16 protein-coding genes and 4 pseudogenes are annotated in these 20,437 nt (G+C 70.0%); 9 read left to right on the plus strand and 11 right to left on the minus strand.

The window, feature by feature from the left end; genetic code table 11:
* Nucleotides 1-449: 449 nt before the first annotated feature.
* Nucleotides 450-1,370 (minus strand): hypothetical protein, encoded by a 921-nt coding sequence (locus ABZS54_RS03360; RefSeq protein WP_355530465.1) that lies wholly within the window; start codon nucleotides 1,368-1,370, stop codon nucleotides 450-452.
* Between the two features lie 342 nt (nucleotides 1,371-1,712).
* Here ABZS54_RS03360 and ABZS54_RS03365 point away from each other — a divergent pair.
* Nucleotides 1,713-2,012 (plus strand): annotated as a pseudogene (locus ABZS54_RS03365) (ATP-dependent DNA ligase); the annotation flags it as partial.
* 662 nt (nucleotides 2,013-2,674) lie between these two features.
* Here the strand turns inward: ABZS54_RS03365 and ABZS54_RS03370 are convergent.
* Nucleotides 2,675-3,955, minus strand: a complete 1,281-nt coding sequence (locus tag ABZS54_RS03370; RefSeq protein WP_355530658.1) for a bifunctional GNAT family N-acetyltransferase/ATP-binding protein — start codon at nucleotides 3,953-3,955, stop codon at nucleotides 2,675-2,677.
* Between the two features lie 279 nt (nucleotides 3,956-4,234).
* Between ABZS54_RS03370 and ABZS54_RS03375 the strand changes: the two are divergent.
* Nucleotides 4,235-4,414 (plus strand): annotated as a pseudogene (locus ABZS54_RS03375) (two-component sensor histidine kinase); the annotation flags it as partial.
* A gap of 515 nt (nucleotides 4,415-4,929) precedes the next feature.
* On the opposite strand, the gene ABZS54_RS03380 reads toward ABZS54_RS03375, so the two are convergent.
* Both ABZS54_RS03380 and ABZS54_RS03385 read right to left on the minus strand, forming a co-directional pair.
* Entirely contained in the window at nucleotides 4,930-5,373 is a 444-nt protein-coding gene (locus tag ABZS54_RS03380) for a carboxymuconolactone decarboxylase family protein (protein ID WP_355530467.1), read from the minus strand.
* Nucleotides 5,374-5,514: 141 nt separating this feature from the next.
* The gene (locus ABZS54_RS03385; protein ID WP_355530470.1) at nucleotides 5,515-6,465 is read right to left on the minus strand and encodes an MBL fold metallo-hydrolase; all 951 of its coding nucleotides are present in this window, start codon (nucleotides 6,463-6,465) and stop codon (nucleotides 5,515-5,517) included.
* A 227-nt stretch (nucleotides 6,466-6,692) separates the two neighbouring features.
* Here ABZS54_RS03385 and ABZS54_RS03390 point away from each other — a divergent pair.
* Nucleotides 6,693-7,109, plus strand: a pseudogene (locus ABZS54_RS03390) (acyltransferase domain-containing protein); the annotation flags it as partial.
* 299 nt (nucleotides 7,110-7,408) lie between these two features.
* Here the strand turns inward: ABZS54_RS03390 and ABZS54_RS03395 are convergent.
* From ABZS54_RS03395 to ABZS54_RS03410, 4 genes and pseudogenes are all read right to left on the minus strand, one after another.
* Complete coding sequence (locus tag ABZS54_RS03395; RefSeq protein WP_355530676.1) at nucleotides 7,409-7,846, minus strand: hypothetical protein; 438 nt, start codon at nucleotides 7,844-7,846, stop codon at nucleotides 7,409-7,411.
* A 34-nt stretch (nucleotides 7,847-7,880) separates the two neighbouring features.
* Nucleotides 7,881-8,291 carry an AMP-binding protein gene (locus tag ABZS54_RS03400; RefSeq protein WP_355530473.1) on the minus strand — a complete coding sequence of 137 codons (411 nt, stop codon included), beginning with the start codon at nucleotides 8,289-8,291 and terminating at the stop codon, nucleotides 7,881-7,883.
* A 124-nt stretch (nucleotides 8,292-8,415) separates the two neighbouring features.
* Nucleotides 8,416-8,715: pseudogene (locus ABZS54_RS03405) on the minus strand (AMP-binding protein); the annotation flags it as partial.
* Between the two features lie 119 nt (nucleotides 8,716-8,834).
* Nucleotides 8,835-9,164, minus strand: coding sequence for a hypothetical protein (locus ABZS54_RS03410; protein ID WP_355530476.1), 330 nt, complete (start codon nucleotides 9,162-9,164; stop codon nucleotides 8,835-8,837).
* A gap of 1,452 nt (nucleotides 9,165-10,616) precedes the next feature.
* Between ABZS54_RS03410 and ABZS54_RS03415 the strand changes: the two genes are divergently transcribed.
* From ABZS54_RS03415 to ABZS54_RS03430, 4 genes are all read left to right on the plus strand, one after another.
* Nucleotides 10,617-10,925 carry a hypothetical protein gene (locus ABZS54_RS03415; protein WP_355530479.1) on the plus strand — a complete coding sequence of 103 codons (309 nt, stop codon included), beginning with the start codon at nucleotides 10,617-10,619 and terminating at the stop codon, nucleotides 10,923-10,925.
* Nucleotides 10,922-12,466, plus strand: a complete 1,545-nt coding sequence (locus ABZS54_RS03420) for a SpoIIE family protein phosphatase (protein ID WP_355530482.1) — start codon at nucleotides 10,922-10,924, stop codon at nucleotides 12,464-12,466. Before ABZS54_RS03415 ends, ABZS54_RS03420 begins: the two co-directional genes overlap by 4 nt.
* A 1,415-nt stretch (nucleotides 12,467-13,881) precedes the next feature.
* Complete coding sequence (locus tag ABZS54_RS03425; protein WP_355530485.1) at nucleotides 13,882-14,058, plus strand: hypothetical protein; 177 nt, start codon at nucleotides 13,882-13,884, stop codon at nucleotides 14,056-14,058.
* A 190-nt stretch (nucleotides 14,059-14,248) separates the two neighbouring features.
* Nucleotides 14,249-14,389: a hypothetical protein gene (locus tag ABZS54_RS03430; RefSeq protein ID WP_355530488.1), complete on the plus strand. Its 141-nt coding sequence runs from the start codon at nucleotides 14,249-14,251 to the stop codon at nucleotides 14,387-14,389.
* A gap of 429 nt (nucleotides 14,390-14,818) precedes the next feature.
* Here ABZS54_RS03430 and ABZS54_RS03435 read toward each other — a convergent pair whose 3' ends face one another.
* Complete coding sequence (locus tag ABZS54_RS03435) at nucleotides 14,819-16,429, minus strand: hypothetical protein (protein ID WP_355530490.1); 1,611 nt, start codon at nucleotides 16,427-16,429, stop codon at nucleotides 14,819-14,821.
* Nucleotides 16,430-16,769: 340 nt separating this feature from the next.
* Here ABZS54_RS03435 and ABZS54_RS03440 point away from each other — a divergent pair, with 340 nt between their 5' ends.
* Nucleotides 16,770-17,273, plus strand: a complete 504-nt coding sequence (locus ABZS54_RS03440) for a hypothetical protein (protein ID WP_355530493.1) — start codon at nucleotides 16,770-16,772, stop codon at nucleotides 17,271-17,273.
* A 1,334-nt stretch (nucleotides 17,274-18,607) separates the two neighbouring features.
* On the opposite strand, the gene ABZS54_RS03445 is transcribed toward ABZS54_RS03440, so the two are convergent.
* Nucleotides 18,608-19,591 (minus strand): zinc-binding dehydrogenase, encoded by a 984-nt coding sequence (locus tag ABZS54_RS03445; protein ID WP_355530495.1) that lies wholly within the window; start codon nucleotides 19,589-19,591, stop codon nucleotides 18,608-18,610.
* Between the two features lie 61 nt (nucleotides 19,592-19,652).
* Between ABZS54_RS03445 and ABZS54_RS03450 the strand changes: the two genes are divergently transcribed.
* Nucleotides 19,653-19,961, plus strand: a complete 309-nt coding sequence (locus ABZS54_RS03450) for a metalloregulator ArsR/SmtB family transcription factor (RefSeq protein WP_355530498.1) — start codon at nucleotides 19,653-19,655, stop codon at nucleotides 19,959-19,961.
* Here the strand turns inward: ABZS54_RS03450 and ABZS54_RS03455 are convergent.
* Nucleotides 19,958-20,221, minus strand: a complete 264-nt coding sequence (locus ABZS54_RS03455) for a hypothetical protein (protein ID WP_355530501.1) — start codon at nucleotides 20,219-20,221, stop codon at nucleotides 19,958-19,960. The genes ABZS54_RS03450 and ABZS54_RS03455 overlap by 4 nt on opposite strands.
* Nucleotides 20,222-20,437 lie beyond the last annotated feature (216 nt).

Raw genomic sequence — 20,437 nt, forward strand, 5'->3', positions numbered from 1 at the left:
CGCGGAACCGCTCCAAGTGGTCGAGGATCGTCGCCGTCCTGAGGTGGCGCACCCGGCGCCGGTCGCGGTCGTCATCGGCCCACGCGGTCGCGGCCGCGACCGCCACCCTGCTCACCGAGGCGCGCGGGAGATCACCGGCCGGCCGCGGTGGATTCGCGGGCGCGTCGGGCGGCGCGGGGTCGTTCAGATGGCGTTCGATGAACGCGTGGACGCGGGCCGACACGCAAGGAGCACGTGGGCGATCCCGGGGGCGGATCCAGGGCCGGCGCGGCCGCCGCCGGGTGCCACGATGGAGTGGAGGGGAGGGGCGTTTTCGCCCGGCGATTGGGGAAGGCGATCATGGGCCGCGAGTGTCACTTTCATTGCGAGCACGCCTCCGCGTCGCTCAACTCATGACGTCGAATCACACCCGACATCATCCCCAACTCAAGGCAGATTGAAGACACTTCCTAGTGGGGCGTGCCGTTCGGGGGTGGTGCGTGGTGCGGGTGGGCTTGAGAGGGTGTGGCCGGTGTAGTCCGGAGGTGAGCCGCCCAGGCGCGGTGACGGGCCCGCCGGGTCCGTCGCTCCTCGGCCTCGGCGAGCACCCTGGCCATGGCCTCCTTCCCGGCGTCGAACGGTTCCGGAGAGAAGCAGCCGCCGCAGGCCCGGACGTGCGCTTCCCAGTCGTCCTGCCAGAACTGCACCGTCCAGTCCGGCCACAGCTTCGGTACCTCGTATGCCCGCGGGCAGAAGGCGAGGGACCACCAGCCCATGCGGCGGCGTTCCGGGTCCAGGTGGATGCCGGAGTTCACGTGCAGGTGACACACTGCGTGCTCGGGGGCGTCCGCCATGCGGTCGAACAGGGAGGTGCCCTCGCGCACGGGGTGGTCGAAGGCGCCGGAGGCGACGTGGCAGTGGTCGGCACCGACCGTGACCACCACATCGCCCGGGTCCGGCCAGGCCAGGTCCTCGTCCTCGGGTGCGAGGAACGGGGCCACAAAGAGGGCGGATTCGGGGCGGCGGACGTACTCCGGATCCAGCCCGACGTACCCGCGCAGTTCGGCCGCGCCGTCGTACAGCCATTCGACTCTCCAGCCCTGCCATGCCGCCCGGATCAGTTCGAAGGTGGCAGCACGGTGCCGGAACTCGGTGCTCGGACCCTCCCAGGCGAAGAACAGCAGCACCTTCCGGCCGAGGTCGAGCAGTACCCCGCCCTGGGCCATGGTGTCGTCCAACCACCAGTCGTCCCGGCGGAGTTCGGGAAGCATGGCGCGTACGGCCCCCGGCCCTTCCAGCAGGTCGAGGTCGATCCCCACCGCCCAGCCGGTCCGGTACAGCTCGTGCGTGCCGTTCTCGCGGACCACGACGACGTTGGCTCTGTCTCCCATGGGGACAGGATGGCCGACCGCCGGCTGCAGAGCACCCGGATTTCCGGAGGCTCAGGCATGTGACCGTCCACGGAGCGAATTGGTGCCGTCTCCAGGGTGGGGTCGATTCGAGTGCCGCGCGTCGGGCCGGGACGACACGCGGCACCCGGCCACGCCAGACGAGATCACCGACGGCATCCGTGCGTCACGATCGAATTCACGAATCCTTGCGGGCCGGTCCGAGGGCCTGCCCGACGGACGATCCGATCGCCGTATCTCGTGGCCCGGTTCGCCGCGTTCCGAGCAGTGGTCGCATTGCCCACAGGGCTCGGTCCGCACCGTCGTCTCGCGGATCGTGCCCGGGCCGGCACCGTCGGGGCCCTGCTCGTCGGCGAACACGCGGGAGGCGAGCTGCGCTACCTCGACAAGGTCGGCACCGGCTTCGACGACCGCGCCCACTTGGGCGAACTCATGCGCGTGGCGGCCACCGACGCGTACCCCTTCCACCCTGTCCCCATCCCCGCCGTCCCGGGCGCGCCGTGGGCGCTCCCGCGGCTGGTCGGCGAGGTCAAGTACGCCACCCGCACCCGCACCGAACGCCTGCGCCACCCCTCCTGGCACCGCCTGCGTCCCGATCTCGCCCCCGACGACACCACCTTGTAGGCCCCGGCCTCGAGCGGGCTGATCCCCGTTGTCGTCGTGCTACAAGGCCCGCAGGACGCGCTCCGGCTCGACTGGAGCCATTCGCGCCCTCGCGACCGGTCACGCGCACCACGATCTCGAGATCCATCTCCGGGACGGCAGGGTGCCGGCCGGGGCCCTGGAGGATGCGCCGCAGGGCGCGACCGAACTCCCCACCGATCCGCCTCCGCCGCGGCTCGCGTGGAAAATGACCCACGACACCTCTGACGTCCGGTTCCCTCAGGCAGCGCGGTTCTGGTGGGGGCTTGTACGCCGGCTGCCCGAGCTCGCCTCGCGGCAGCCGGCCGGGAATTGGTGGTGGACCGCGGCGCGACGCACGGGCCGGCCGGTGGGCCGCACCCGCGACCGCGTGTCGCGGCCGTGAGGACCCTCGCCGGCCCTGCCGCCGGAGGCGACGATGCGGTGACGCCTGGGGGCGGTGGGCTGGGTGTGGGTGATGGTACGAGCCGGGGTGGCGCGGGTGTGGTGGATGATCCGGGCGGCGGTCTGATGGTGCGTCAACTCTTGCTGCCGCGCGGGTCTCCACGACGCCGGCCCGGGCGGCGCCGGCTACGGGCGGCAGCCGGGGACTTCGAGCGCTCCCGGAGAAGCATTTTTCCAGGTCCGCAGTGTGTGCCCCGATGTCACATGCGCACGTACTCCTCGGTGTCCTCGGCGAAGTCCTTCAATGCCTGGTCGGTGAGTGTGGGACGGGTCTGGGCGATGGCATGCAAGTAGTCCTCCGTGCCGATCGGCATGCCTTCCCCCTGGGCGACTTCGCGCTCGAAGGCGGTTTGGGAACCCTTGCGAGCGGCGAACTCGATATCGGCCGGCGTGAACATTGCGCTTGCCTCCACCAAACGGTGCAGGTCGACATGAATGGCGGCGGCCCCGAGGTAGCGCCGCCAGATCGCCGAACGGGCTTCCGGATCCGGTGGGCCGACGGGGATGACATAGTCGAAACGGCCGGGCCGAAGGAACGCCGGATCGAGGGAGCGGACGGAGTTCGTGGCGCAGATGAGGAGGCGGTCGTCGTGGTCGCGGAAGCCGGGGATCAGCTTGAGCAGTTCGTTGGTGACTCCGTGACTGGGGTCGGCAGCCGTACCGGATCGGACGGAGGCGATCTCCTCGACCTCGTCGATGAAGAGAACCACCGTCTCCAGCTCGCCCAGCTCGGTGAATGCCTCCCGCAGCGAGGTCGCCAGTCCCCCCTCCTGGGACGATGCAAGCCGGGAGGGGAAGAGTTCCACGAAGGGCCACTGCAGCCGTGAGGCGACCGCTTGGGCGAAGCTGGTCTTGCCGGTGCCCGGCGGCCCGAAGAGGATGACCGCTTTCGGCGGCCTCACTCCGTACTGCTGGGCCAGCACGGGCTGGGCCAGAGGCAGCACGATCCGCCGCTCGATGGCTCCTTTCTCCCGTTCCATTCCCGCCAGGCTGTCCCACAGACCCCCGGGAAGCATCCTTCCCCCGAGTTCCGCGAGGAGTCCTGCGTCGCTCGCGCCGAGGTGCTCGACCTTCTCGTAGAAGACGAGCCCGGTCCGGGAGCGGTAGCCGGAGTTGTCCAAGGCTGCGGTTCCCGTCGCCCCCGGTGTGAGGAGCGCGCCGATCCGGCGGACTCCCTGTGACCGCAGGCGCCGCTCAAGCTCGGCGATCAAGGAGCTCCCGATGCCGCGGTTGCGCCACGTCGCGGCCAGGGCCACCACCGTGATCCAGCCCCGCTCGCCGTAGGCCTGCGCCACGGCGACGCCGACCAGTTCGTCGCCGACCACCGCCACCACGGCCGGCCCCCCGGCTCGGGCTGCGGTCACGACCTCCGACATGGGGAAAACGGCAGGTGCCTCGTCCGCCTGCTGGTTGTGGTCCCAAATTTGTATGGCGCGGTCCAGATCATCGTCGCGGAAGTCCCGCAATCGCCACGTCGGCATCGCCACCACCTTCGCGAAAGGGCCACCCGCCGCTCCGCAGGCAGAGGGCGTGGTGCTCCCGGCAATGGATCCTTGCTTCATTCTCCGCGTGCGTGCCACCCATGCGCGCGTCGAGCGATCCGGTATGGAAGCTGCCGACGACGCCGGGCCGTGCACTTACGATCCTCAGCGCCGCCGCCATCGGCCACGACACCTGCTTCGGTCCAGCACCCCGTCGAACTCCAGGTCCTCGGGGCGGCCCTGGTGATCACCGAGGTGGCCGACGCATTTTGGGGGCGTCTGTCGCTGCGCCCGCCCCGCGAGGTACTGAACACCGCGACCCGCGTGGTCGAACTTCCCCTGGCCGGCGGAGAGGTGGCGATGCCCGTACCGATCCCCGACACCGAGGTCGACCGGGGCGGTGTCGCACTCAACCGGATGCTGGGGCACGTGGGCAACGCGCCGGCCCGCCGCCAGGCTCACTCGCGCCGATCCCGGACGTTCGCGCGCCTGTGGGTCGCGTGGCTCGTCATCAACGCGGACGGCAAGATCACTGACGCCGAGGGCCTGCTGTTCCAGCAGCTGACGCGGCTTGCCCGGGAACGGCATCAGGTCGATGACGAGCAACTCGCCAACCGGATCGTGCGCCCGAAGCGCGATCGACGCGGATCCCGGCCCTGCCCCGAACACCTGATCGGCGCCGCGACCCTCAACGTGCCGTTGCCCCGGCGCACGTATCTCGCGCCTCGTCGGGGTAGAAGTGTCGTCCGACCGTCACGCCCGCGACGCTAGCGGGCCCTTCGAAGGATCAGCACCACCGGCCGGGCGCGACCGTCGGGGCCCAGTGTTGCCGACAGGTGGCGGCGCCCCGCCGTGACACACGCGTCCCCGGGACGCTCGCGCCGGTCCACGGCCGTAATATTTTGTCCAGGAAAGTTCGACCGTGTGTGGGTGTCGGAAATGGGGGGAGGACGTGTCGCTGGGATCGGGTCGGCCTACAGGGGAGCGGTGTCGTTTCGATCGGTCGAGGCGAGCGACCCGTGGACGGTCTCCATGGCGAGGGAGGCCCGGGGATACCCGATATAGCCGGCCAGGAGCGTCATGAGGGCGGTGAGGGCGTCTTCGTCGAGCCCGTGCCGGCGGGCCAGTCGTAGGTGGGTGCCCAGGCGGTCTCCGGCAACGCCCTGGGCGGCCAGTGCGGTGATGATGGCGATGCTGCGGTCCCGGCCGTCGAGAGCGGGGTGCGACCACGCGGCTCCGCCGGCGGCCTGCAGCGCCTCCTCGGCGAAGGGCAGCCCGACGCGCGCGGAGAAAGCCGCGGGCACCTCCTGCTCGGGCACGTCGAAGATCCGGGCGTAGGCCGAGACACCGCGCTCTCGCCGACGGTCGGATTCCGGTGTCCCGGGACTGGCTGCACCCGGTTCGGTCCGTGTGCTCATGATGCGTTTTCCCTTCTGTTCACACTGCGGGCTCGGCGTGGGCGCGAGCCGCGCCCCGGCCCTCGCCGGCCGGGACGCGGTCGGGCGGAACGCCGACATGGGCCGGGGATCGGAGGTCGGTGCGGAGGTGCCGTGTGTGGTTCAGCCTGTTGTCGCGGCCTCGTAGAAAGTCCGGGCGGCGAAGCCGATCCACTCGGGCCGCTCCCAGGTGTTCCAGCGGATGCGGGCGTCCTTGTCGATCGCCTCCGCCGCCTCGTCGGCCGAGGCGCCGGCCGCTCGCAGGCGACCTGCCTCGTCCTGGATGTAGGTGAAGTAGTCGCGGACATCGCGGATCACCGACACATCGGTCACCTCGCCGTGGCCGGGCACGACGATCTCGGGATCGAGGGCGGCGAGCCGGTCGAGCACGGTGATCCAACGCCCGCCGTCGACGTCGGCGTCGTACGGCGGGAAGTACGGCGTGATCGGGAAGATGCGGGTCTCGAACAGGTCCCCGCCGAACAGCACGCGGTCGTCGATGAGCACGGTCTGGTCGGAGGCGGTGTGCGCCGGGCCGACGGTGCGCAGCACCGCCGTGCGGCCACCGAGGTCGATCTCGGCCCGGCCGTCGTAGGTGACGTCGGGGTCGACGAGGTCGACGCCCTCGAGTTCGGCCGCGATGTGCGGACCCAGCCCCTTGAACATGTCGAGGTAGGCGGAGCCCTTGCGGTGCAACTCGTCGCGCTGTCCCCGGTTGTAGACGATCGTCGCGGCGCCCTTGAATGCCTGCGCACCGAAGCCGTGCTCGGGGTGGAAGTGCGTAAGGGTCAGATACAGGCGCCGCCGACCGGCCAGGCGCCGGGCCTGCTCCAGAACGTATGCGCCGTTGCGGGGGCCGATACCGGTATCGACGACCAGCACGGCCTTCTCGCCCACGACGATGCCGACGTTCGGGACGAGTTCCACGCGCCGGTCGGGAATCACGAAGACGCCGTCGGAGACCTCGACCGGCTCGCCGGTCACGATCGGCGCCGGCGCGTCGCTCACGTCGGGCGCACCCTGCGCGGTCGGCTCGGTGCTCGCCGCACTCGACGACTGTTCGATGGCGCACATGACCCCGCTCCAATCTAATCAGCGTTCAGATGTCCGTCGAGCGTAACATCAATCTGAGCAACGTTAAGATCCAGGTCGTCATCGGCACCGACCGCAACGAACTACGCGATGGCCTGCGCGCGTTGGCCGAGGGGCAACAACACCCCACCACCATCACCGGAGAAACCACAGACGGAAAACTGGCGTTCCTGTTCACCGGGCAGGGCGCGCAACGGCTGGGGATGGGGATGGGGAGGGAACTGTACGACGCGGTCCTCGTGTTCGCCGAAGCACTGGACGCGGTCCTGGAACGCTTCGACACGCCCGTCCGCGAGGTGATGTGGGGAGAGGACGCCGACGCCCGCAACCTGACCGGAAACGCCCAACTCGCCCTCTTCGTCTTCGAGACCGCCCTGTATCGACTCCTCGAAAGCCTCGACGTACGACCCGACTACCTCGCCGGACACTCCCTCGGCGAGATCACCGCCGCCCACGCATCGGGCATCCTCACCCTCGACGACGCCTGCACCCTCGTCACAGCACGCGCCCGACTCATGCAAAGCCTCCCACCCGGCGGCACCATGACCACCCTCCGCGCCACCGAACACGAAGTACTACCCCACCTGAGCGAAGACCACGGCACAGTCGCCATCGCCGCCGTCAACACCGCAGACAGCCTCGTCATCTCCGGCACCACCGCGGCCGTCGACGCAATCACCGCCCGGTTCCTCGACTGCGCGCTGCCGCACCTCGGCGACGGCGCCTCAAGGCGCTCGGCTCCGGCGCGTTCGGGCCTACGGAGGGCTCCGGCCCGGAGTTCGGGCTGCGCTGCGTACTGGACGGCATCGGCGCCCGGGTCGCCGAACGCACGGGCGGGCGTACGGCCTGACCGGGACGTCCGCGCCGGCAACGGGGCACGACGGCCGCGCGACGCGGCCGTCTCCCGCCTTGTCCCGGCGCCCGCTCAATCCTCGGCGGCCGGCTTGGCCGGCAGCCCCCGGTCCACGTTCCGGTTGACGTTGAGTGGGAACTCCGCCAGGTGCCGTATGCGTCGCGGCACCATGCCTTCGGGCAACCTCTTGCGCAGCAGCCGCGCCGGCACCACCGGCGCGGTCTGCTCGCCGGTGTGCAAGACGGCCAGTTCGGTCGTGCCCTCGATACGCACCGGCACGGTGACCGCGTCCGTCACCCCGGGCAGCTCGCGCATCGCCTCGTCCACCTCGGCGAGTTCCACCCGCAGCCCGTGCACCTGGACCTGGACCTGGGAGTCCGAGCGGCCCAGATAGGCCAACTCCCCGTCGGGCAGCCGCCGGACCCGGTCGCCGGCGCGGTACCAGGTGCGGCCGTCCATCGCGACGAACCGCCCACGATCCTGCTCCGCGTCCAGGTAGCCCGGCGACATCTGCGCCCCCGGTGACGCATAACTCCCCCTCGTCTCACGCCGGTCGGCCGTCCGGGCCGAGCAGTACGCTGTCGTGGCCGTCGTGCACCCGGCCGATCGGCACCAGCCCGTTGACGGCCGACTCCCGGGTATGCGGCGAGTACCGGTGGCCGCTGACCGTGATGGTCAACTCGGTCGGCCCGTACAGGTTCTCCACCACACCGCCGGTGGCCCGCTGCCATTGCTCGGCGTCCGTGCACAGCAGCGCCTCGCCCGCGAAATAGCTCATTCGCAGGCCCGGCAGCGCGCCCGGCCGCAGCCCGCCCATCCGGCGGACCAGGGCGATCGCGCTCGGTGTGGAGAACCAGACCGTCAGGCCGGGCCGGGCCGCGAAGTCCGGCAGGGCGCCGAAGGCCGGGCCGGACACCACCTGGACGGCGGAGCCGGCCGCCCATGCGCCGAACATGTCGTCCGGTCTCGCGAGGCGTGGTGGACGGCTCGGTCGGCGTATCCACCGACCCTTTCGTCTCCGTCGGGTCGAGCGCCGGGACGTCGAGTCCGGTCGCCGCCGGCGCGGCCCGGCCCGGTCCGTCCACCACGACCGCCTCCACCCGGGCGCCCTCCGGCATCCAGCGGGTGCGCGGCGGCGGGAAGGGCGGGTCCATCGGCACCACGCAGGCCCCGCTGTACAGGCCGGCCAAAATGCCCGCGTACGCCGTCGTGCCCTTCTCCGCCAGTACGCCGATCACGCCCGGCGGCGCCTTCGTCCGGGCGGTGAGCAGCCCGGCCCAGCGGAGCGCGGTCTCGTGCAGTTCCTCGTAGCTGTGGGCGTGCCCGCCGAAGCGGACCGCCGGGCGCCGCGGCGACGATTCCCGGAAGGAACTCGGCAACGCCGCAGCCTACTCGACTGGGCGGTACATCACCGCGTCTCGGGCGCCCTTCGAGGCCGCGCCCGTTGCCTTGGTGAAGTTCGAATCACTATCGAATACCGCGATCCGAGGCGAAGTGTCTAGTAGAGATCGAACCAGAACGCTTCGATCCAGCGCGCTTGTCCGGTAGTACCGATCCAGTAGACATGCTCCCACGGCCAGCCGGCGGGCCATCCCTCATCGAAATACCGCTGGTCTCCACCTTGCCAACCGACATCACTTATATGGGCGGCCCCTTGGCTACTGCGCTCTGCAAGCTCTCCGGTGTCGAAGAATGCCAGCTCCTCCAAAGGCTGCAAAAGTGGAGTGTACATGATCACAGCTTTATCTGCATTGTTTTCGTCGTAACTCAGCGGGAATATCGATCCGTACCCGAAATCTCGCCAATGCCCCCGGATCCCCAGGTTCATGCCCGAGAATTCCGGTCCCGGAAGACTTCCCCAAAGCACCTGAACCGCGACAATCGGGTCAGCTTGTCCAGTTGTTCCCGCGAAGCCGCCCTCTGCGCTGTTGGAATAAATCCAGGGGCCCCAGGTGGAACTGCTTCTACTCAGTGCCCTGTACCATATGTGACCGAGCCCACCGCTTCGCATCGAAGGAATCGATGCTTCCTTCCGACGCAGTTCAGACATTGACTCCGTGGGCATCTCGACTCTCGCGCCACCCATTTGATCAGCGCTCTTGGGGACGACGAACTTCTCCCCACCGAGAACGACCGTTTTCGTGGTCTCGATAGCTGTCGTCTGGGCCGAGGCTGGGACGGCCGACCCGATGAACCCGATAACGGCAACTGCCAAAAAAGCGGGAAATCTTCGCATAAGAATACCTTTCGTGAACAAAAGTTAATTAATTAAGTCATCTACTTGCCGAATACGTCAAGGCTCATTTTCGGCCAAGAGCACCGGCTGTCCCGGCCCGCAAACTCGCGGCCGACGAGGTTCCAGCCGGAGGGTAACGGGCTGGGCATGATGACCAGTCGTTGGCACTGCACGGGCGCAGAATCGGCGGATGGCCATCGCAACGACAGCCGTCGGCGAGTCCTGAAGTCCCGTCGCTGCCTTACGTGCGTATCCGTTCGAAACCCGCTTCGCTTTCACCGACCTGAGCGACAAAGAGGCAACCGGGCGCATCACTGGCGCGGTGGCAGGGTGGGCAAAGGCGTCGAGCCAAAGGAGCAGATGGAAGGAGCCGAGGCCTTGCGCACCGCCCCGCGCTGTGGATTCGTGACGCCTGGGGGTGCTGGGTTGGCGTGTTGGGGGTGGTGTGGGCTGGGGTGTTGCGGGTTGGTTGAGAACATTCTGTGGTTGTTCGGGTGGAGTCGGGTGGAGTGGTGGGTGGTCTGGCCTGGGGATGTCTCGTATTTGTCGAGAATGCTCGGGTGTGTTGCACATACCCCGTCCGTCTATGAACCGCTCCGGGTTTGTCAGACTCGGGTGTGTGGCGATGACCTGCGGTTTTGGTTGTCCCTGGTAGTGCTTGGCCTCGTACCCACCGGTCAAGGGCGTGGTCGGTCCTCGGTCGCGGACAACTCGGTTCGTTGTGCGATCAGGCGTTGCCGAAGGTCGAGTTCGTCGGGTGCCGGCGGTTCTTCGGGACGCGCGATGCGCGCCCGGACGGGCAGGGGAATGTCGTCGTCGGCCCGCTGGGCGAAGTCGGCGTGCGCTATTTTCGTGCCCGCGGTGCTGGGCTCGACGGCCGGTCTGGTGGCCGCGGAGTGGATGCGGCGCCTGCTCTCCGGACACCCGCGTCCCGGGCAGCGGAACCGGTGACGTCATCGAAGGGGGTGGGGTCCATGCACCGCCTCCCGCCCGACCGATCGATCATCGGTCCTGTCCGGCCGGGCAGCGGGCGCCCGTGGCGTCATGGGCACTGTGACAGCCTGGCACCGCAGCGGGCACCCGGTGGAGGTGGAGGTCTGGGCGGCCCCCGTGCGGGCCCGGCCGCGCGGCGGGACCACGGTGCTGGTCTTCGCCGCCGAGGCCCGCGCCGCCCAGCGCATCCGCGGCTCCTGGGTGGTGTGGGACGGGCTGTTCGCCCGCTCCCCGGTCGGCATCGCCCTGTTCGACGCCAGGCTGCGGTTCCTGCGGGTCAACCCAGCCCTGGAGGCGATGAACGTCTGCCGGAGGCCGCCCACGTCGGCCGACGCTTGGCCGAAGTGCTGCCCGGGGTGAACGCCGCCGCCATGGAAACCGTCATGCGGAACGTCCTGGCAGACGGCCGGCCCGTCCTGGACATCCGCCGCACCGGCCGCACTCCGGCCACGCCGGATCAGGACCGGGTGTGGTCGTGCTCCTACACCCGCCTGGAAGACGCGGACGGCCGCCCGGTCGGGCTGGCCGTCTCCCTGATCGACATCACCGCCCAGCAGCAGGTCCAGCTGGACGCCGACGCCGCCCGGCGCCGCCTCGCCCTCGTGAATGCGGCCACCACCCGCATCGGCACCAGCCTGGATCTCGAGCGCACCGCCCAGGAGTTCGCCGACGTCACCGTCCCCGACCTCGCCGACCTTGTCACCGTCGACGTCATCGAAGCCCTCGCCACCGGGGACGAGGTCGGGGCCGGCCTGGTCGCCGGCGCCCGGCTGCGCCGTCTGGCCAAAGCCCCTGCCGGCATCGCCGTGGCCGACACCCTCGCCCCGCTGGGCCGCACCCTGACCTTTCCGCTCGCCGCCCCCTACACCCAGGCCCTCGCCGACCGCCGCGCCTTCGTCATTCCACGCCTCGACGAGCAGGCCATATCCCCTGCGGCCCGCCACTCCAAGGCCCCCGCCCGCCTGCTGAAGCAGGGCGTGCACTCGTTCATGATGGTGCCGCTGCTCGCCCGCGGAACGGTGCTGGGCCTTGCCACCTTCTACCGCTGCACCACACCCGAGCCGTTCACCGACGCCGACACCGACCTGGCCGGTGAACTGGTCGCCCGGGCCGCGGTCTGCATCGACAACGCACGCCACTACCACCGCGAACACGACACCGCCGTCATCCTGCAGCGCAGCATGCTGCCCCAGCACATCACCCCACCCGCGGGGATCGAGGTCGCCCACCGCTACCTCCCCGCGTCCGACGTCAACGAGGTCGGCGGCGACTGGTACGACGTGATCCCCCTGACCGGCGGATCCGCAGCCCTCGCCATTGGCGACGTCATGGGCCACGGGATCCAGGCCGCCGCCGTCATGGGCCGCCTCTCCGCGAGCGTGCGGGCCCTGGCCCGCCTCGACCTCGACCACGACGAGCTCTTCCACCAACTGCAGGCAGCCCTCGACGACCTCGCCGACCCCATGCTCGCCACTTTCCTCTACAGCGACCTCGACCCGGTCACCGGCGACTGCCGCATCACCTGCGCCGGCCACCCCCCACCCGCGCTGATCACCGCCGAGGGGACCGCCCGGCTGATCGACGTACCGCCCGGACTCCCGCTCGGCGTCGCCCCCACCCACTTCACCACCATCCACACCACCCTCGCCCCGGGCAGCGTGATCGTCCTGTACACCGACGGCCTCATCGAGGCCCGCGGCACCGACATCGACGACCGCCTCGCCGAGCTCACCCGGCTCCTCGCCCAGCCCGTCCCCACCCTCGACGCGCTGTGCGACAGACTCCTCACCCACCTGGTCCCGGCCTCCGCCGACGACGACATCGCCCTCCTGGTTGCCCGCCTGGCCGGCCCCCCGACCTCCACGAACACCCTCACGGGGTCCGCCGTAGGATCGCCGTAACCGCCCCACTACAGGGGGTCGGGCGGAGCCGACAGCACAAGAGGGACCGCCCTGCGGTTCATCGTGATCGGCCGCAAGGAGGACGCGAGCGGCAAGGCGGGCCACGGCGGTGGTGACGTCGTCGAGCGCGCGGCGGACGTCGTCGGTGAGCGCGCGGGCCCGGTCGACGGTCAGCGCCACGGCGGGCTCGCGGTCGCCGGCGGTGGGGGTCTCGTCCACGACGGCCTCCTCCCGGATCGGCCTCTCCCGTTCCACGATGCGCACCGGGCCGGCACACGGAGCCGGGAACGCCGCCGCCGGCGGCCAGTTCCGTCATCGGCTGACGCGTGCGCTCGGCCGGGTCCGCGTCCTCCTCGACCAACCGATCGGGGTCGTCGGCGTTGATTCGCCACACCACCCACGTGAAGTCCTGCCAGGCCAGTGGGTCATGCAACTCGGCCCGCCAGGTTGCCGGGGTTGCGGCTGGCCATGCCGGCGCGGGTTCCACATATTCGCCTCACGGCGTGTCGTGCGGGCTGTGCCCCACGACGGAGACGGGGAACGGCTCCGACCGCGCGTTGGTCGGAGCCGTTCCGGTAGACCCGGAGTGGGTCCGGGCCGGTGGCGGCGCCCTCCCCCGCGATGTGCGCCGGTGCGGGTGGGTTCAGTGATGGAGGATCCACCACACGAGCCATCCGCCGGCGGTGCTTCCGGCCCCGAGGCGATCCCGAGGACCGCCTGGGAGGCCGTCATCCGGGCGGCGCGCACGGCCAGGGCACGCATTAGAACACCTAGGCGCCTTGGGTCAGTGCGGGCAACGGCCTTGCGACGTCCGGGACTTCGGCGGATCGTGCCGCGGATGGTGTGCCCTTCCGGAGCCTGACCGGCATGCCGGGTACCGCCCGATGAGCTGCGCCCGATGCGCGGCAGCCCGCGCACCAGGTCACCCACCCGCCGCTCCGGGCGCCGACGCACGGGAGCGTGCCGGTCCTCGTGCAGGTTCGCGAGGAGCCGTCGCTCGCGGCGCGGCTGTCGGTCGGTCGGGCGACGGAAACGGTGTCGACCGCCTTCCGGGCCGGGCACCCGATGGGTATACGCGTGGATGCCGCCGAGTGGGAGTCGGTGTTCGGTGAGCGGCCACCGTTCTCGGCTCTACGAAGCCGTAGCGTCGCTGGAGGACATGGGATCGGCAGGCGAAGCGTGCACCGAAGGGCAGGGGCTGGGATGGCGTGGGTGCGTGGGTTGGCGGCCGTTGCGGCGGCGAGCGGTGCGGTGGCGGCCGGATATGTCGGCGTGGTGACCGGGGCGCTGCCGTTGGACGTCGGCGTGGGGCGGCGGACCCGGCCACTGGGACGGCAGACGGTCGACATCGACGCCCCGGCGGACGTCGTGTTCGACGTCGTGGCGCAACCGAACCTGGCCGGGCAACCCGCGCGATGCGGGAGAAGGTGCGCGTGCCGGAGCGCGGCACGGACATGGTGCTCGCGGCGCACGCGACCCCGGTGCCGGGCGGCCGGCTGACCGCGACGACGACGGAGACGGTCCGGTTCACCCGGCCGGATCGGGTCGGCTTCCGTCTGGTCCGAGGCCCGGTGCCCACGGTCGTCGAGTGACCGAGCCGCAGCCAAGGCACACCCGGCCGGCGTAAGAGGGCGAGCTGAGCACCGACTTGTGGGCGGCGGGCGCGTCGTGGGGCCGGGTGGTCGCCGCGCCGGGAAGCGGCTGTTGCGGGGTCGCCGGCGTCGGTCAAGCAGGAGGCCGAGCGGCGTACTTCGAACGCGTGGGACACCTCGCCGGCGAGGGATGGCGCGGGGCCGCCTGGTCGCCTGCGGCGCCCCTGCGGAGGTCTGCACGGCCCCGCTGCTGTCCGAGCTGTACGGCCACCGCGTGGATGTCATGCAACGCCCGGGCACCGACGAGCTGTTGGTCATGCCGACGCGCTGACCGCCGAAATCCGCACCCCGGTTCCGCATCCCGGTTCCGCATCCCCGTTCCGCATCCCCGTTCCACATCCCGGTTCCGCACTCGGGGCGGCAGGCGCCGGGAAAGCGGCGTAATGTCGTGCCGGTAAAGCCCGCGCGCCGAATTCCTCGCCCCGGAGAATGTCGACGCATTCCCCGCCGTCCCCCGGGCGGTCGCGAACAGGGCGCGACGGCCCACGCCGTCGCTCCGGGCGGCCGATCACGATCCTTTGCCGCGCACGAAATCGCCCGGTGGCGGGGGCGCCGGCCGGTAGCGGCCGAGTCGTCCCACACCACCGGGCGAGTAAAGCGGCACCGTCTCGAAGCGTCGACACCCGCACATCCCGACGCGTCGACTCGGTGTCGACCATCTCAAGCTCGGTTGACTCAAGCTCGGTCAACTCACGCTCGGCTAACTCAGACTCAGCGTGAGCGACCCCGAGTAGGTCCCCGGGCGTACGAACGCCGGGGTCGTCAACGTCAGGGCGGCGTCTGCCGAAACGCTGCCGCCCGCGGCTCGACCCTCGACCGGCGTCTGCGTGCACAACTGGGCCTGGGTCGCCCCGAGCGGCCCCGGAGTGCCGGGGGTGACCGTACCGGGCGCGCCGTCGGCCGCCGCGCACGCGGGGGTCCAGGCCACGCTCCCGGTCGGGAGCTTGTCAGTGCCGTTCTCGGCTGTCAGCTCCGACATCGTGCCGGTGAGCGACCACCCGAGGTCGGTCCCTCGGGCATCGACCACGGTGACCCGGTTGAGCGCGGCGTTCAGGCGCAGCGGTTTGCCGTCGATCGTCGCGCTGCCGAAGTCGATCCGGCCGCCGGCCTGGGACATCGTCAGGCCGCCGGGCTTGATCTGCCCACTGACCGACTGGGTCAGCTGAGCCGGGCCCTCGCCCACTGTGTACGGCGTCCGCATGCCGATCGCGGGGTTCCCGAACTCGTACGCCGCGACTGCGGCGGTGGCCGCGGCGGTCACCGTGAACGTCGCGGTGAACGAGCCGTTCGCGTCCGCGGTGGTGGTCACGGCGTCCTCCGTCGGCGCCCCGGGCTCGTCCTGGGGTTGGACGGTGATCTGGGCGTTCGGCGAGAACGCGGTACCGGTGACGGTCACCCGGGTGCCGACCGGACCGGTGTTCGGGCTCAGTACGAGCCCCCGCCCGCCGACCGGTACGGACACGACGGTCAGCGGCGCCTCCAGGGCCACCGATCCCGACGTGACCTTCAGGAGCGCCGCCGTACTGGGAACCGCGCCGGCGACGTGCACCCACCCCGACAGCACACCGTCGACGACCTTGACGTCGCTCGCGGCGATGGTCGAGTAGCCGTTGTCGCAGAATCCGCCGAACTCGGGGAAGCACATGGTCAACCCCACCGGACCGGCCGGCCAGTGCGCGCCGGACAGCGTGACCCGGGAGTTCGAGTCGACGGTGCTCGGCGTCGCGGTCAGCGTGGGCGCCTGACTGCCCTGCTCGACCGTGTACGACGCGACCACGCCGTTACCGGAGATCGGCACGCACGTCGCCGTCGCGAGCAGGTTTCCGCCGACGATGGTCTGCACCACGATCGACTTCAGGGTGAGGTCCACCGTGGACCCGGCCGCCGCGCCGACGATCGTCGTAGGCACGGTGAACGGGGGCGGCACGATGGGCGTGTTCACCTCGATCGGCGTCTCGAACGACGGTGGCGCCACCGAGAGATCCCCGGTCGTGCCGCCGGACATGGCGAACGTGTAGACGGACTTGATCGTCGCGAGCGGAATCGGGATCGGGCTGGTCGCCGGACTTCCACCCGCCACGACGTGCATCGAGGTGGCACCGTCGCCGTGCGTCGGGTCCAGGGTCACCTCGAACTGCTGCTGCCCCTCGGGGGCGCCGACCGGGGTCGTACACCGCATGACCGGGGTCACGGTGCTCGCGCCCGCCGACGGCGCGAGGGCGACCAGGCCGCCGCCGAGGGCCAGGGCGCCCGCCGCCACCGAGGCGGCCCAGCGATGGCGGGTCAATCTTCGGGATAGCCGTTTTGACACGTTGCTCCTTTGTGTGGACGGCCGGTGCGGACGACCTGTTCGGAGCCCGTCGGAAACGAAAGGCGTAGCGAACTATTCGCACATTTGGATCATCCGAAGTCAAGAGCGAAATGCGACCCGATTCATTCGACACGTGTCACCATGATCGAGATATACCCGGGAAACCGAATATTCTTTGCCGGTATGACTGATCGCGAATTGCGATCATGAATTGTCGATCTTGGATTTCACTGTCGGAAAATTGCGTTCCGATCCTGCTTGACGAAATCCGAAACTTCGGATTCACTCCAAATGCGCCGACAGGAACTTTTCCGCAGTATCTGTCGAAAGGGGCACGTCCATGTCACGATCCAAAGCCCTCGCGGCCGGCGCCGCCGTCTTCGCCGGCACCATGGCCGCGACCGTCGCACTCAGCGGCACGGCCACGGCCGGCGGCCCGTCCACCGCGAAGTACGACTGTCTGACCTCGATCGGGATCAGCTACACCGGCAAAACCGCGACGTTCACCACCAACGCGTCGCACCAGCTCTCGGCCACCATCGCGCTCGCGCCGCTGATCACCATCAACAACGGCGACCTCACGATCACCGCCAACCTCGGGGGTCCGAGCGGCACGGTCACCTTCAGCGGCACCGCCGGCACGTCCGGGCCCTTCGGTCCGGTCAACCTGGGTCCGCTGAACAAGACGGCGGGCACGATCTCCGCCGGTCAGGCCATGACCGTGATCCAGTCGGCCAGTCCGCCCAGCGCCACGAACTGGTCGGTCAAGCTGCACCACAATCCCAACAACGTCGACATCTGGTGTGTCGGCAAGAGTGCGTTCAGCCCGGCTTTGACCTACTGATCCACCAGCCCCGCCCTCGGCGCGGCGGGGGATCGACAGCAGGGGGTTCGACGCCGCGTCGATCGTCACGTTTGGGCCGGCCAGGCCCGGGGTGCCGTCGAACCCCCGTGCGCACGACCTCGCGACGTCCCGACTCCCGCCCGTCGGCCGCGCTCGCGATCACCCACCGCCGACTCCCACCCGTACGCCCTTGTCGACAGTACGGTCACGGCTGCCGTACACCGGGCCGCTCGGCCCCGCCCGGACGACAGCGTTCGAGGCCGGGTCATCCCGTGGTTCGAGTCCCCCTCGACTTCCTGTCGAGCCCAGACGGGATGGAGCGGGGATCCAGATCGATGGACATGTTCGCCGACGATCCGCCCAGCGCCTTCTTCGCGAGGCACGTGGAAGCGGGGCAACCGCTCCGCTCGAACTGCCGTGGCTTGACGTTGACAGGCAGTGCTGATTGCCGTCAGTCGCATCCCTGGTGATGACGTCGCTCTGGCGCTCGACTACCGCACGAGTCCGTCGGACCCTCGCATCGTCGGCAGTGACCTCCGGACGGATCCCCGTCTGTGCCAGTGGCGGGTCGTAGCACCCTCTTTCTCGTCTTTCGCCACAAGGCGAGGGGAACCCAATGGGCTTCCGCGAGGACACCGTGCAGACCGCCCACGGGGCCGCCCGCTACGGCCGGAGCGTCACGGCCTGCCCGTACGGTCGCGAGGATCTCCTGCGTACCGCGTGACTGCGCGGCTACCGGCAGGGCAGTGACCCCGCGCTGATTGGCGAAGAGGGTCACCCCCCTGGTCTCCGCTCACGCCTGGAGGCTGCTTCGGGCGCCGGGGGCGCCGTCGTGGCGTGTGCTGACCGTGGTTCCGGACGCGACTCCCGCAGCGGTTCCGGGCTTGCGCTGCTTTGACCGCATAGCGTGGTGGTCGTGTGGCAGAGCGAGGGATAGGGCGTCTGGACTACCACGGCGCGCCGACACCACCCGAACGAACCACCGACGTCCGCTCGGTCCCTTCCCGACACGAAGCACTCACACCGAACATCGACGACAGGATCGCTGTCGAACCCGCGGCCGCCGAAAAGCACCACGGAGTACCACACGCGCGAGCCCGCCGCCGAACCGAACGGGGACGGGGGCACCGACCATGCGCGTGCGGTTGAAGCACTCTCCCGTACTCCAACCCCCACAGGGGCGGGTGCGCGGCAGGTCGGTCAGCGGTCGACGCGGGTCCGGTCGGACCGGGGCGTCATGTCGATGAGGTGCCACGAAGGTTCCGGACAGGGGCCCGATAGGGTTGTCCTGTAAGGAATCGAGGAAAGCAGCCCGCTGACACCACCCGACACACTCACAGGTGCACAGCGACGGCGATCTTGCCGCGTGGACGTCCGCGGCCCTCGCCGACAGAGCCACCTTCCATCAGTGTGTGCGCCTGTGCGATGTCGGCCAGCGGTAGCACGGCGCCGATCACCGGCCGGAGTTTGCCCTGATCGACCAGCCGGCCGAGGGCCGCGAGCTTCGCCCGGCCGGGGCTGACGAAGAGGAAGTGGTAGGTCGCGTTCACGCCCCACGCAGCGAGCAGGTTCTGAGGTTCGGGGATGTCCACGATGGACACCACGCGGCCTCGGTCGGCGAGGACCTCCGGGCTGCGGGCGAGGGTGTCCCCACCCACCGTGTCCAGCACGACGTCCACCCCACCCAGCGCGCGGACCTGCGGCACGTAGTCACCGGCCGAGAAGTCGATCGCAATGTCGGCTCCCAGTCCGGTGACGAATTCGTGATCCCTTGCCCGCGCGGTGGTTACCACCTCGGCTCCCAGCGCGCCGGCGACCTGGACGGCGACCGAGCCGACCCCGCCCGCTCCCCCGTGCACCAAGACCCGTTCCCCGACCCGCACCCCGGCGCGTTCGACCAGCGCCTCCCACGCCGTCACGCCCACGAGCGCGAGACCGGCGGCCTCGACGTGCGACAACCGTGCGGGCTTGCGGGCGACCAAGGCCTGGTCGACCACGTGGAACTCGGCGTAGGTTCCCTGCCCGGCGAACATCGGCGCCAGGTACCAGACCTCGTCGCCCGGCTGGAAGTCGCCTGCCCCAGGGCCGGTCTCGACCACCACGCCGGACACGTCGTTGCCGATCACCGCGGGCAGCGCTACCTGGTCGCGGTAGTCGCCGCGCCGAGTCTGCAGGTCGAGAGGGTTCACGGACGTGGCCAGCACGCGCACCAACACCTGGCCGGGTCCGGGGGTGGGTATTGGCAGTTCTCGGGTGGCGAACGCGGTGTCCGCGTCACCGAAACGGACGAGTTCCACCACACGCATCGAAGTCGACATGCGATGATCTTAGATCGAGATATCGCGAATCGTCAATATGTATGTGCGATACGATCACCGCATGTTCTCGGAGGCGGAGTTGCTGGCTGTGTTCCGGGCGCTGTCCAACCCGACTCGCCGTCAGATGCTGGTGTGGCTCAAGGAGCCGATGAGTTTCCCCGGCCAGGAGCCCGACGACGTTGAGATCGGTGTCTGCGTGACCGACATCCAGCAGCGTACAGGTCTGGGGCAGTCAACCACCTCGCAGTACCTCGCGATACTGCGGCAAGCAGGGCTGGTGGTCGCCACCCGGCGGGGCAAGTGGACCTACTACCGCCGCGACGAGGCGAACATCGCCCGCCTCCTGGAGACCCTGCGCGAGGTGTTCTAGATCCAATGCCGTTCTGCCGCTTCCACGGGGCATCCCCGGAATACACCGCGGCCCTCACCCACCGGGCCCTCGGCGACACCCGCGACGCCGAAGCGGCCATGACCCGCAGCATGCGCCTGCGCCCCGGCGACGAACGCCGCCACCGCGCGGTCGCCGCCGGCATCCTCGCCGAGACCCGCCTCGACCTCGGCCACCTCGAAAACGCCTGCGCCGCCTGGGAACAGGTCCTCGACGACGCCGCCGACCTGCGCTGCGGACAACTCGACACCGCGATCGCGACCATGCGCGCCCCCGTTCGGCCCACACCCGCCACCCGGCCGCGGCCACCCTGCTCGCCCGCTCAAGCCGCCCGCGCGGCTGACCTCCACACGGGCATCGCGACCGGGTCGAGTCGTCGCCGACCTCGACCGAGACGGTGCGACATCGCAGGGGCGGCCGGTCGCCGGCGAAGCGCGAGGTCTACCGACTCCCGTGGA

The organism is Embleya sp. NPDC005575 (assembly GCF_040605455.1).
Lineage (GTDB): Bacteria > Actinomycetota > Actinomycetes > Streptomycetales > Streptomycetaceae > Embleya.